Here is a 13,515-nt window from a genome sequence, read left to right as displayed (position 1 = left end):
CCATGCCCGCGACGAAGACTCTCCCACAGTGCGCTGAAGACGCCATCGAGACTGCCATCGACGAGGCGGCCGACGACGAGCCGGTCGTGCTCTGGTGGGACAATGGTGGCTACCTTCGGGACATCGTCGAGAGCGTGAGCCACTCACTGGGCTGTGAGTTTCGCGCAGCCGAACGAACGCCGCTGGAGCTACGATCCGACGCACCCCGTGACCGAACCGTCTGGTACGTGCCGCAGCCCCACAGCGACGACGTGGACTGGTTCAAGGACGTCGAGAACACTGGTGGTGTCGTCGAAGCCCACATCGGCAAGCTCGCGGCACGCTGCTTCGAGAACGACCGGATCCAGGCGGCCTCGATTCGCACAGCCTACGAGGACGCCGACGAGGGCGACCGAGAGCAGGTCGCGAAGACGCTCTTTCAGGAACTCAATGGGGATGGCGGCCTGCCGACGCTCCAAGGACTCCAGACGAAGATCGTCCTCGACGGGCACGACGATCCGGTCCAGTTCGTCCTCGAACACGGCGCCGAGAACCTCCCGGACGATACCGACGATCTGCTGAAGATCCGCGACCTGCTGGTCGATGAGGGCGTCACGGCCGTCGAGGGCGTCACCGACGAAAACGTGCTCGTGACGCGCACGCGCCGCTGGGCAGTCGCCGAGTGGCTCGTCGAAGAGAGCCTCGACAAGTCGCTTCTCGACGCCGAGTACCGGCCCGAGCCCAGATCTGGACTCGGAATCTCACGGCCCGAACTCCAGTCGCTGCTGAGCAAGGTCGACTCCGACCGTGCCGAAGAACTGGCAGAGGTCTATCTCGATCCCGACGCTCGCTTCTGGCACGATGTTCTGCGCACGTACGACGACCCGTGGGAACTGGCCGACTGCCCGGTCGACGCCTCGCTCGAACACGAACTTTGGGACGAGTGGACTCAATCCTTCAACAGCGGCGAGTACGAGATGTGTGCGACTCGCGCGTCGAAGCGCCACCAGCGCCTCGAAACGGCCTACGGTGACATCCCGTGGACACAGGTCTGGGAACAGGCCGTCGAGGTCGCGAACCTCGCGCACGAACTCGAGACGTGGGAAGAGCGCGGCGACACGACCGACGTCGTCGACCTCTACGGCGACGTCGACGACGGCACCTGGCAGATCGATAACGCCGTCTTCAACCTCATCATCTCGGGCGAACCAGAGAATGATCTACCCGAAGAGCATCCCGCGACGGCGACACTCGACGACCTGCGCACGTCGCTGACTGAGTCGCGCTACCTCGACTACCTCAGTGATCTCGGTGACCTCGTCGTCGACCAGATCGAGGCAGGCTCGCCGTTCGTCGGCGAAAACTACGCCCACCAGTTCTTCGACCAGGAGAGCGAACACCTCCAGAGTGGACAGAGCGTCGCGCTGTTCATCGTCGACGCGCTACGCTTCGACCTCGCCCACGAACTGGCTGACGCCGTCCGTCGTGAACTTCCCGGCCTCGAAGTCGACGAGACGGCCTGGGTCGGAACACTCCCCTCGGACACCGAGTTCGGAAAGGCAGCGCTCACACCTGGGAGCAAGTTCAGCTTCAACATTGAATTAGAAGACGGCGAACTCGTCCCTGAACGCAACGGCCGCAAGATCACCAACTACCAGCGCGAGAAGCTGCTGAAGGACGACGGCTGGAGCTACATCATGCAGAGCGAGGACGAGCAGTCGGGCTGGTCCAGCACGCGTGTCGCCTACTACTGGAACGACCTCGACAAGGCCGGCGAAAAGGAACTGACCGACTTCGAGGCGCTGTTCAGCGACCGTATCGAGAAAATCTCCGACATCATCTGCGAGAAGCTCAACCAGGGCGAGTGGGACCGTGCGTACATCCTCGCCGACCACGGCTTCGTCTCCCTCCCGCAGAGCGTTGACATCGACGACATCCACCCGCCAGACGAGGCTGAGCAGGTGACCCGCCGATGGATCGCCGGATCGAACCTCGACGACCATGCACCCGGAGTCTTACTGGACGAGAACGCCCACCTCGGCTACCTCGACGACGACACGAAAATCAGCGCCCTCGCCGACCCGATCCAGCGCTTCCGCAACCAAGGACTCCCGGACGCGCGCTTCTACCATGGTGGTGTCCTCCCTCAGGAATTCATTCTGAACTTCGTCACGATCACCCAAGAGTAACTCCTCATGACTGACTTCGAGCCAGGCGACGCGATTCTACTGAACGGGACCACCGCCGAGGTCATCAAGACGTACTCCGTCGGCGATCTCGACTATCTGCGGGCGTACGTCGAAAACGCTGGCGTGAAGACCGTCTGTATCGACGACGTCGAAATCGAGCCAAAAGGCGACCAACTTGGCGAGTTAGAACCAGCGTCAGCCGACCAGCTGCATCCCGATCACGAAGCAGTCTCAGCCGAGTGGTTCGACCTGCGTTCCCAAGCCCTCCAACTACAAATTGCCCACGAACAGGGCCAACTGCTGAGCATATCGAACTCACTCGTTCGTCTCGAGCCCTACCAGCTCGCAGCGGTCAACTGGGTGATGCAGAAACTACGCCAGCGGGCGCTCATCGCCGACGACGTCGGCCTCGGGAAAACCATCGAGGCAGGCCTCATCCTCAAGGAACTCACTGCCCGCAACCGTGCCGACCGCGTCCTGTTCGTCGTCCCCGCTCACCTCCAGAAGAAGTGGATTCGGGACATGGATCGCTTCTTCGACATCGACCTCACACCGGCCGACCGCCAGTGGGTCGAGGGCGAACGCCGCAGACTCGGAGAAGAGGCCAATATCTGGAACCAAGATCACCAGCAGATGGTCACGAGCCAGGCCTTCCTCCGACAAGAAGAGTTCCAGCCGGCTCTCGAGGAGGCGTTCTGGGACGTCGTGGTAGTCGACGAGGCACACAAGGCCGCCAAGCGCGGTGAGTCGCCGAGCAAGACGTCGAAGATGGTCGAACGGGTCGCCGGCAATTCTGACTCTCTACTGCTCTTGAGCGCGACGCCACACGACGGCAAGGGCGAAGCTTTCCGCTCACTCGTCGAGTACATCGATCCGTTCCTCGTCGCCGAGGACCAGGACCTCTCGAAAGAAGCCGTCGACCGCGTCATGATTCGCCGTGGGAAACAGACGTTGTACGACGACGACGGCGAACGCATCTTCCCCGACCGGGAGGTCAACACGATTCCCGTGGATATGACCCATGATGAGCGGCAGTTCTACCGTGCCGTCACCGACTACGTCCAGAACGTCTACAACCGCTCAGAGAAGTTGAACGAGCCCGCGGTCGGGTTCGCGATGGCGCTCATGCAGAAGCGCCTCGTCAGCAGCATCGGCGCCATCCAAGCAACGCTGAGTCGTCGCCTGGGCGACCTCGTCGACGAGCAATCGACCTCCACCAGTCTCTCCGAAGAAGCGTCCGCATACCTTGACGGGGAGGATCTCGACAAGGAGGATAAACAACAGGCCGAGGAGGAACTCTCTGCGCTGACCGTCACCGAGAGCGACGCACAACTCGAGGAAGAGATCGAGACTCTTCGCGACCTCGTCTCGCTCGCCGAAGGAATCTCCGTCGACTCCAAGGCCCAGAAAGTCCGCCGCTACATCAAACAACTCCTGGAAGAGCAGCCCGACGAGAAACTCCTGCTGTTCACCGAGTACCGCGACACGCTGGACTACCTCCTCGACCTCGTGAAAGACGAACCCTGGGCCGACGAGATCCTCGTCATCCACGGCGACGTCGACAAGGAAGAGCGTGCCCGCATCGAGGACGAGTTCAACCACGGTCAGTCCCGTCTGCTCTTTGCGACTGACGCAGCCAGCGAGGGGATCGACCTCCAGCACAGCTGCCACATCATGGTGAACTACGAGCTGCCGTGGAACCCGAACCGCCTCGAGCAGCGCATCGGTCGTCTCCACCGCTACGGACAGGAGAAGGAAGTCAAGGTCTGGAATTTCACGTTCGAGGACACCCGCGAGGGCGAGATTTTCGAGATGCTCCAGAACAAGGTCGAGAACATCCGCGGGAAACTCGGCAACACGGCCGACGTGCTGGGAATGCTCGACGACATCAACGTCGACTCGCTCATCATGGAGTCCATCCAGAACGAGAAACCTGCAAGCGCAACCAAGGAGGAACTCGAGGAACTCATCGATGAGCGCCAACGCACCCTCCAGGAGTGGTACGAACGCAGCCTCATCGACACGAGTACGTTCGACCAGGAGAGCCGGGAGAAGATTCAGGAGGTCATGGACGAGTCTGAGGATGTCTACGGGACCGAAGCAGACATCCACGAATTCGTTGAACGGGGCGTCGAGGCGCTTGGTGGTGATGTCGAGAAGGCTGGGAGCAATCTCTACCGGGCCGAGTTACCTCGCTCCCTTCGGCAGGGGCCGGACGAGGAGTACGGGCCGTTCACGTTCAGTCGAGAGTTCGCCATGGACCACGATGGCATCGACTACGTGTCCCCGGATGACGACCTGGTTCAGCGACTCATGCAGCAAGTGCTGGATAGCGAACACGGCGATGTTGGGCTAAAGCTCCTCCCGTTCGTCGACGAGCCTGGAATAGCGTACAATTATCGTATAAAGTTCGAGGACGGAACGGGCGAAGTCATCCGTGAAGACATGATCCCCGTGTACGTCGACGTCCACCACCAAGATCCCCGACAGCGACTTGGGCAGCGTGTCGTCCAGGGGGACAGCGTCAAAGGGTCGCCCGACGCTGACCGCGTGCGGTCGCTGATTCAGAGCCAGGATCAGCTGCGTGCGGCGGCTGACCGCTACATCAGCCAGCAGGTTGCATCTCTGAGGGAAGACCTACACGAACGGCGCCGAGAGGAAACTCAGCAAGAGTTGGATGATCTCGAGGAGTATGCTGAAGCCGAACGCCAGCGGATCGAGGAATTCATCGAGGACTACGAGCGGAAGGCAGAAGCTGGGTCGAATATGGACATCGCCATCCGCGGCCAGCAGGAGCGCCTCAACAAGCTCGAGCAGCGTATCGAAGACCGACGCCAGGAATTGCAGCGGAAGGCTCGGGTCATCTCACTCGCCCCCGAAGTCGAGAACCTGTGTCTTGCTCTCCCCGTGTAGTGCCGTCGTCTAATCCGGTCGACTGTCGAGCGTGGCGACATCCTCAATCAGGATGTCGATGAGCGTCTTGTCTGGGGACGACTGAGCTTCTCTGAGCCTGTCGACGCAGACTTCGCAGACCCAGATTGGGTCCTCGATTTCAGGGAATCCGATGGTGTGTGCTGCTTCAGCAGTCCTGTCGCAGATGATGCATCGACCGGGCGAATTCTGTCCCGTTTCAGTCATCGAGGAAGACGTCTTTTACGGCTTGCTTGAATCGTAGTTCTGGGTTACTTCCCTCTTGTTTTTCTTTGAGTTCGTGCAGTCGGTCTTGCACTCGATGGTCCTCGGTTACTGCTACGAGAGGACTGGGCGGTGGTAGTTCGTCGGTGGTGGCTTCGGAGGTATCAGTCATCGTTACTGGTGAAGCAGGCGGTGATGAGTATTGGCACTAACCATCCCAGGTGGCTTGAATCGCCGACTGAACGATCCGCCTGCATAGCGACATACTCGCGGTGATTATTTCGACATTCGCCCTGTGCGATACGCGACCGAAATATCGCCCCCTCATGCCGATTTACTCGCCGATCTGAACAGTGGATGGTTGAGAACCAACACAGGCTCTATGCGATCTCGGAGAAGCTCCTCCTCAACCAGAGGCTGAGTTACTCGAGCCGAACCCAGGTTGTGACCAAGGAGAGAACTGCACAGAAAAAGCGCAGTTCTGACCGAACCGTGATGGTCTTCGACCCCTCGTCGTACGTGATCGCTCCACACTGTGCGAGGGAGGGAAGATGCCAATTGTGGAGAGATCCGCGTGTGGACTTGTACGCCGCATGCTCGATTTGGTTCGGCGGCTTGTCGTGTTCGCGGCCTGCGACGGCTTTCGCAAGCTTGCGCAGCGAGACCTCTGAATCGGCCTCGAAGGAACTCAGATATTGAACAGCGTGCACGCGGCGAGGCTCGCTGAGTGCATCGAGTGCGTGCGCGACGTTCGTGGCCGTCAGACCCGACGGCAGGCCATCCTGATTCACCGTCCCACACCCCGCACGACGAATCGACTACTAATCCAGCCTCTCAAGACGATACGCTTTTTCTGTCGACGACTCGTAGTGATGGTTGCTGTCATACTTGGCAGCGCGCGGGATCGGTGCACCACCACCGGCCCGTTTCTGCGGGGCTGCCCGCGCAGGACAATGTCAGGTACTGGCTAGACATAAGTGTCGGTAAATCGGCTCAGCGATCGATTCGGGGGCTCTTCCCCAAAATCTGTCTTCGACTGAACGGGAGTTATCTCACGTATAGGGTTTTTACCAGTGTATCTAGCTACAATCGGGTGCGGATGGAGTGCCGCGCGCCAGCGCCAACCGACAGCGCGGCACCCCCGTGCAAGCATCGTCCGTGGCAGAGCCACGTTACCGCTCAGGCGAGGCGTCGTTGGAGCGACACCTCGTCCCGAGTGGTGGGCTGAGAACGCCTAAAAGCTGGCTCTCCCAGCGTCGACCAACCTCTGCCACGACACCGAACGACAAGTGGCAACACTACGAATCATATGACCACTCGAGACAACCCACTCACCAAACCCCGGCCTGCGCTGCTCCTCCCAGTGCATGCCCCACGTGAGACACTCTCCTCGCTGTTCGAAACAGCGAGAGCAAACGCAAGCAGCGGCGCCTCACTCGCCGAACGGCTCGACCAATTCTTGGCGAATAGCATCAATTACTACTACGAGACACGAGGTATCCCAGAAGCCGATGACGACGTCGTACGCTCTCCCGAGGAGCTCGCCCTCTTCACAGCGCTCGGGGCGCTCCGTATAGAGCGAGCGCGCCTGAACGACGAAACCTCGTATCGAAATGGCGTTCCAGTGGACAGCTATCGTCGAGAGATGCGATTCTGGTCGATATGGAAGAATCCGGGGCTCTCTGTCCCGAACCAGTGGCTACGCCGGTACTACGTCGGCAACATCAAAGCTCGCTTTACGAATGCGTCGAAGCCACTCCAACGTCGTGTCGTAGCCACGCTCTTCGTCGACAACGACTGCGCACGCTGGTCTAGCGATCAGCTTCCGGTCAGGTTGGAAGGAAATACCGCGTTCGTCGAGGAAGAGTACAAAAGTTTGCGTTGTACCGCCCGAGCACGTCCGTCAGAGTCACCGAGCCAGCTCCCCGACCTCGTTCTGGAAGACGGCTTCCTCGCGGTACCTGCTACGGTGATTCTGCGAAAGCTGGAAACGTACGCTCGTATCGCGTGGGCACGGCTCGTCCACCTCTACTATCAGAACTACGACGCTCCCCTCCTCACCACTTGTATCGAAGAGGGAACCGAGGTTCGTGAGGACCTCGCCGGTACCCTTGGCGCGAACCACGACGAGAAACTCTTCTCAGCCACCTACGGAGCGTCACCACCACCAGCCTACAAATCACGTGGCCCGACGGCTGATTCGGGGATCGCACCCGACAAGCAACTCACGAACATCGTGGACGCGATCCGTGCACAGCCAGACGCAACCTTCGACGCGTACCACACCCCTGCACAACTCCATCAATGGGTCAGCGAGACTCTACCCGCACCACACCGCCCCTCGACTGCCCTATCAACTGTCGACGCCACACGCGATGTCCTCGAGCGGGCGTACAGTAGCGTCGTCGATGCTCGCCCCTCGAACCACCCCGATGCAGACCGCGAATACCGCATTCCGGCCCCAGACTACACACCGTTCTATCGACCACTCGACAACGACCAGCCCCATCTCTGGGACGCATACCACTATCTGCTCCGCGAACAAGCTCGGCATCTCCCCGACCCGAACACCGTCTCAGAAACCGGCGCATTTGCAGGAGCGATCTCTGCACACGACGCCACTTGCACACTCTCAGAATCAACGTACGTCGAGACGGTACGGGAACAGGCGCAGCGGGCAGCCGTCACCGAACCGCTCCAAGTCGAGACTGTGTACGATGTCCCACTCCTCACTGACAGGAGCGACTTCCCGGACATCACCGCCAACGAGCAAGGCTTCCTGACGCGGGTTGCACTCGCGATGGGACGACTCATCGAGAACTACAGTCTGACAGAGCCGATGGATCACTTCACCGAGGACCGCCACGGGAACGAATTCCTGGTGGACATCGAAAAACTCTGCGAGACCGACTACCTCCAGGAGGTGGACAGCCTCCAATGCACCTACTACGAGGTCCCGTACGCCGTCAGAAAGCTCCTCACCTCGGGGTCTATCAGCCACGAATCCAGACCAGCGTCGAACAAGAGTGGGGACTACACTGACCCGTGGTACGGCGGCATAACGGCGGAAGGCTACGCCGAAGACCACCCAGCAGAGTCGATTGAGCACCGGGTCTGCGTCGACCAGATGCTGGCCGAACTCGAAGCCACTACGGAAAACACCACCAGCTACAGGTACTACGACGTCCACCGACTCGGTCCACAAAACCTGCCGACAACCATCATCACGGAGAGCGATGTCAAGCTGACACCTGACTCGGCAGCCCGATACGGCCTCAGCGACCAAGAACATCCAACTGCGGCGGACATCCCGATTGACGAGCTAGAACACCACGGGTACATCGCTTCGGCTGACGAAGGTGAGGTCCTCGGCGATCTGGACTTGGAGAGTGGCCGGCGCGCCAGGAGCTCGCTGGCTGATGTCGGTCTTGAAGCGCTCACCCTCGCCGACGTCGGTCTCGACGAGTACCGAGACCGGACGCTTGACTGTGTAGTCTTTCGCGACGGGGTGCTCGCGCACGCAGCCGAAGTCCAGCGCAAGAGTGGGAACAAGCGAGCGACGCGTCGAAACTTCCAGAAACTCGACGCAGTGGGGCAGCTAGGGATCGATTGCCACTGGTGCTGCCCAACTATCGACGACCTGCGGCGCGTGATGACCCATCTCGACCACCCGGACTACCTCGACTTCGACCGGTTCCCGGACCGAAGTCTCGACACCGACCGCCCAGGTCTCTGGCGCCGCGACCTCACCACGCAAGACCTCTGGCAGCCCGCAATCCACTCACTCTCCACACACCGTTCTCTGGAGGTGGACCCACAGCGATGAGCAACTCGCAAGACACAGAGAGCTCCGACAGTCTCGACCCATTTGTGGGAAATAGCGGGATTCCGGTCGGTATCCATCCGACAACGGACAACACTGTACAACTCCCGCTATCAGCCCCACTCCGGGCGCTCATCGCTGAGAGTCGAGTCGACGTTCTTCCCTACACATTGGCCACCGCTGCATACCACCTTGAGTACCATACCAACGGCCCGGCGATCATCCTCGACTACGAAGGGACGCTCGTCGACGTCCTCCCAGCATTGCTGGCGTCCCAAGAGCTAGCTGCTGAGCCAGCCTGGTATCACTTCAGACCGCCCGAGCGAACGCCCGCAATCGCGATGGTTAACCGCCGGAGCTTCGACGCGGAACGACCGTTCGCAGTCGACGACACCACCAGCGACAGTCGGCCGCCGACCAGCTACGCACTCACGACATGGGATACAAAGAGCGACCTTGCGAGCCAGGTGCGAGACGAGCTGATCTGGTATGGTGACTTCATCGCGGCCGGCCGCAACCCTCCAGAAGCATCGTTGACGGAACTAGAACGCGTCGCAGAGGCAGACGCAGCAGCAAAGCAGACAGCGAGCAATCCCGAAGACATCACCAGTTACACCACCTCCAGCACCGCACACAACGTCCACAACTACCTCAACGACATTCCGCGGACGCTCAGCGGCCTCTCAAACGTCGAAACCTCAACCTTCGACTTCACTGACGCGTTCGAGTCTCAAGCCTACGTCCTCATTGACGTAAGTGACCTCAGTCCACACGCACAGTCCGTATTTGGCGCAGTTCTCGGCTGGAAGCTCTATACGGATCTTCGAGGGGCGCACACGTCGGGAGACGAAGACGCGGCAGCGAGTCTCGTCATTAATCGCCCGCCAACCATGGGCGAGGCTGGGCTGCCGAGCATCCCGAAGATGGCCTCGGACGACGAAGAGACGCTGAACCTGCACGTCGTTGCCGGAATCGACGCCGAACGAGAGTACGAAATCTCACCACTCGACGCTTTTGACGCCCGTGTCTACCCACTCCCCGAACAAGGCGACTGCCCACGAGTGATCGAGAACGCCTGGAGTGTCGACGACACGAGTATCGAGGCGGCCACTCCAACCGGCGACTCTACTAGCAGTCGTCTCGTACTAGATTTTACAGATACCGCGCGGCATCCCGCAGTCACGGCGACGATCGTTCGCTTGAAGCCGGGCGGCTACCGCGCTGTCGAACAGGGAGACTTCGATCAAACCCACGTCGCCGAGCTGCTCGATACTGCCAAGCAACAAGCGACCCCATACACCGTCGCAGAAGCATCAGACGACGCCATCTGGACGCGCACCAGTAACCGACCAGCAATCACCCGTACGCTAACCCAAGCCGACGAGACCGACGGCTGGGTCTGTGACAACTGCGGGCAACGACACTCCAACTACCTTACTGCGCTAACCTGCCACGACCCCGCCCTCCTCTCTCACCTCAAAGAAAGCACGTCCCCAGGCTACTTCGGACTCCCAGCCCCGATCAGCGACCGTCGGACCACTACTGGTCACAAGCTCGGGGACGCGCTCCAACGACTCCACGACCGCGACCAAGACACGAGCATCCAAGCCACCCTGGAACTACTGGACTTCATCAGGACAGGGGGCTGGCCGATGTACCTCAAGTACACCACCAGCGGCCTCCTTGACCGGCTTCAATCTTGGACAGACGCCGAAGACACTGATCTCGACTCGCTCGTCGAAACAAACGCACTCAGTCGCCGGAAATACTTCTCGCTCACCACCCAGGCACGAGACCGCCTCGAGACCTCACTCTACGTGGACGACCTCCCTGTTTACGGGTCAACAACACGCCATAACGCTGCCCTCAGAGATGTTGTCGAATACCTCAAGCAACGCGACAGTATCGACTATGTCCTTGCCCCCTACTTCGGGCGACCATCCGACAACCAAGTCGATGCCGCAGCATTCGACAGTGAAGACAACCTCCAGATCGTCGCGAACGTACTCATCGACGAACCCCTAGAACAATTCAACCCACTCGTAGGTGGCAAACAGCAACTATACGTCCTCCAGAACAGCAACCGAGCACGCAGGTTCCTCAACGTACACCACCGACGCAATCCTCACCAGGATCACTTCACCGTTACCGACACAGTCACTGGTGACTACTCGATCAGCCAACTTCGCAACCAATTCCTCGACACCGACCCAAACGCTCCCCTTCCCATCACTACCCACCGCAATATCGAAGACAAACTCAGCTGATAGTGTCCTGACTCACCTTCATAGAATCATACAGAATATGACTACTAATGCTCCCGCTACACTCCTAGTCCCTCCTCCACCAAACAACCGCGTAGGCCTCTAATGGCACCCCATACCTGTGTGACGAAGCAAGCTATCACAATTAAATTCGAGCACTAAGAGAAAACAATAGGGGCTAAAGAGAGTTTTTAGACAGTAACGTTCCGCGTACAGGAGTGGCATTACTCCTCTGAAACTACCTCAAAACCCTCTATCGTGCAAAATAAGCGGATACAACGTGGCCAGAGGCAGGAATCTCCACAAGTGACTGTTGCTGTTTTCCGTGTTAGCTCACAGCCTGATCTGAGAGGGTGCACAACGGCCCGTTCAACGTGCCCAGAGGTGTAAAACTGCATGAGAACGAGTCGTTTATAGATTTTCTATTGGCTTGATACAAGTTCTGGGTGTTTCTGATTCGAGGCCATCTCTGTTTCCTCTCCTACTGGCTGGCGCTGCCGCTCAGAAAGTTCGATTGAGAAAAACCCCAAGTGGCCACAGCAGGCTCAGTACCAGTTCTCTTCGTCTGCGTCGTCGAGAGCGTGTTCGATCAGTTCCTGGCGAACTCGCATCTTGGCTTCGTCATCGCTCTGATCGTAGTGCTTCTTGAGGACTTCAGGATCGGCATCGACTCGGTCACCGACGATCCGTGGAGGGACCCCCTCCTCAGCGAGATGTGTCACGTACCCCTTGCGAATCGGGTGGGGTGATCTCATTGACGGGCACGCTGAGGGGGTTTCTCGACTTGAGGCAGCCTCACAGTTGTCCGGGGTCTTCCCATGTGGACACGGCTTGTTCAGGTGGCAGGGTCGAGTCCACTTGTAGACCATACCACGGATGGTAGATTTGTTAGGACGGCCATGCACAGTCCCGATGAGCGGCATACGACCATGCTTGTCGGTCTCTTTTGGGTGGTTGTGCTCGATGTAGCGATCCAGAACCTTCGCAGTCTGCTCTTCGAGGAAGACTTTACGCTCCGAGTCGGTTCCGTTCTTTAGCCGGGTGTCTGTATCGGGCCGATGGTGTAGCTCGATGTAGGGCACATCGGCTTCGGAGTGGTAGTCCTCTATGTCGGGGGCGCGAGCGGTGCAAAGTCTCACCCCGTTTCGAACAAACAACTCCCAGACCGAGTGATCGGCGGTCCACGGTTCTGATTTAGCGATGTAGCTCAGAATGTTCTGGGCACGGTCGTACTCCAGAATGTCTTCATTGACCTCGTCCTCGTCACTGAGCCCAGGGACATGAACTCGATCCGCCATGCCGGGGTAGACGTACTCCATTTGTTCCATTGACCGAAGGAACACCCGGATGGTTTTCATGTGTTCGGCGATCGTCTTTGCTGCCAGGGATTCGACTTTAGTCGTTGCCTCGGTTCGACGCCATTCACGGTACCGTTCTAAATGATGACCGCGAAGGTCACAGATGTTCTCGATGTCTTCGAGCTCACAGAACTCGATAAGGTAGTTGAGCCGCTTGAGGTGCGTCTCGACGGTCCCGACCGTGGTGTCCGAGTCACTTCGACGCCGGTTGAGGTACATTTCAACTGCTTCCTCTACGGGCAGGGGGGCAGGATCGTAGGGAACGCTTCCTCGATGCCCTGCATCACTCATCGCGCTCACCCCACGCTCGAGCTGGCGGACACTGGTTGCTCGAATGTGCTCTGCGACTACTCGTTAGTAAGGACTCGACTCGCGTCAGTCCCTCCGGCCCATCCATCAGTAACGGCGTCGCCCCGACGCGTATGGCGCGCGCATACTGCTGGTGTGGGCCGTGAGATGTTCGTCTTTCCATGCGACATATTAGAATAGCCTGGCGCGCTACGTATAAACGTCAGGTCAAATTTTCTGGTAATATCCACTATCTTAGTATTACGGAATACTACTCTAGCGCCCCAGTTAGTAATTATAGTCCAGTTTCTGAGGATGGAGGTACTATTATTAGGGTATGATAGGTCGCACGCTGAGTTAGCGCGACTCACAGAGCGTGCGACGGAAACGCGGGGTGGTGGCTGCCGACCTGCTTCGGCGAGTGGCGCCGTGTGTCCGCCGACTGCGCACGCCGATTCGCGAACATTTAACACGGTTCT

The 13,515-nt window shown here is 59.1% G+C and carries 7 protein-coding genes; 4 read left to right on the top strand and 3 right to left on the bottom strand.

Annotated elements, in window-relative coordinates:
- Positions 1-2: 2 nt before the first annotated feature.
- Positions 3-2,168, top strand: coding sequence for a BREX-5 system phosphatase PglZ (gene pglZ / locus EFA46_RS09040; protein WP_123076516.1), 2,166 nt, complete (start codon positions 3-5; stop codon positions 2,166-2,168).
- Positions 2,169-2,174: 6 nt separating this feature from the next.
- A complete protein-coding gene (locus EFA46_RS09035) occupies positions 2,175-5,081 on the top strand; it encodes a helicase-related protein (RefSeq protein WP_123076518.1) in 2,907 nt (968 codons plus the stop codon).
- Between the two features lie 9 nt (positions 5,082-5,090).
- Here EFA46_RS09035 and EFA46_RS09030 read toward each other — a convergent pair whose 3' ends face one another.
- Together EFA46_RS09030 and EFA46_RS09025 are read right to left on the bottom strand one after the other, a co-directional pair.
- Positions 5,091-5,306, bottom strand: a complete 216-nt coding sequence (locus EFA46_RS09030; protein ID WP_148040669.1) for a hypothetical protein — start codon at positions 5,304-5,306, stop codon at positions 5,091-5,093.
- 419 nt (positions 5,307-5,725) lie between these two features.
- Positions 5,726-6,094: a hypothetical protein gene (locus EFA46_RS09025; protein ID WP_148040670.1), complete on the bottom strand. Its 369-nt coding sequence runs from the start codon at positions 6,092-6,094 to the stop codon at positions 5,726-5,728.
- A 518-nt stretch (positions 6,095-6,612) separates the two neighbouring features.
- Between EFA46_RS09025 and EFA46_RS09020 the strand changes: the two genes are divergently transcribed.
- Both EFA46_RS09020 and EFA46_RS09015 read left to right on the top strand, forming a co-directional pair.
- The gene (locus EFA46_RS09020) at positions 6,613-9,129 is read left to right on the top strand and encodes a hypothetical protein (RefSeq protein ID WP_148040671.1); all 2,517 of its coding nucleotides are present in this window, start codon (positions 6,613-6,615) and stop codon (positions 9,127-9,129) included.
- Positions 9,126-11,393: a hypothetical protein gene (locus tag EFA46_RS09015; protein ID WP_148040672.1), complete on the top strand. Its 2,268-nt coding sequence runs from the start codon at positions 9,126-9,128 to the stop codon at positions 11,391-11,393. Before EFA46_RS09020 ends, EFA46_RS09015 begins: the two co-directional genes overlap by 4 nt.
- 542 nt (positions 11,394-11,935) lie before the next feature.
- Here the strand turns inward: EFA46_RS09015 and EFA46_RS09010 are convergent.
- Positions 11,936-13,039, bottom strand: coding sequence for a phage integrase SAM-like domain-containing protein (locus tag EFA46_RS09010; protein ID WP_123076527.1), 1,104 nt, complete (start codon positions 13,037-13,039; stop codon positions 11,936-11,938).
- Between the last annotated feature and the right edge of the window lie 476 nt (positions 13,040-13,515).

This window comes from Halarchaeum sp. CBA1220 (assembly GCF_003721175.2).
In the GTDB taxonomy this organism is placed as follows: domain Archaea; phylum Halobacteriota; class Halobacteria; order Halobacteriales; family Halobacteriaceae; genus Halarchaeum; species Halarchaeum grantii.
The sequence above is the reverse complement of the archived record's forward strand: the minus strand, read 5'-3'. Positions and strand labels throughout refer to the sequence as shown.

Coding starts and splice junctions, on each gene's coding strand:
- EFA46_RS09035 (WP_123076518.1), top strand. CDS start 2,175: ATGACTGACTTCGAGCCAGGCGACGCGATTCTACTGAACGGGACCACC.
- EFA46_RS09030 (WP_148040669.1), bottom strand. CDS start 5,306: ATGACTGAAACGGGACAGAATTCGCCCGGTCGATGCATCATCTGCGAC.
- pglZ (WP_123076516.1), top strand. CDS start 3: ATGCCCGCGACGAAGACTCTCCCACAGTGCGCTGAAGACGCCATCGAG.
- EFA46_RS09015 (WP_148040672.1), top strand. CDS start 9,126: ATGAGCAACTCGCAAGACACAGAGAGCTCCGACAGTCTCGACCCATTT.
- EFA46_RS09020 (WP_148040671.1), top strand. CDS start 6,613: ATGACCACTCGAGACAACCCACTCACCAAACCCCGGCCTGCGCTGCTC.
- EFA46_RS09010 (WP_123076527.1), bottom strand. CDS start 13,039: ATGAGTGATGCAGGGCATCGAGGAAGCGTTCCCTACGATCCTGCCCCC.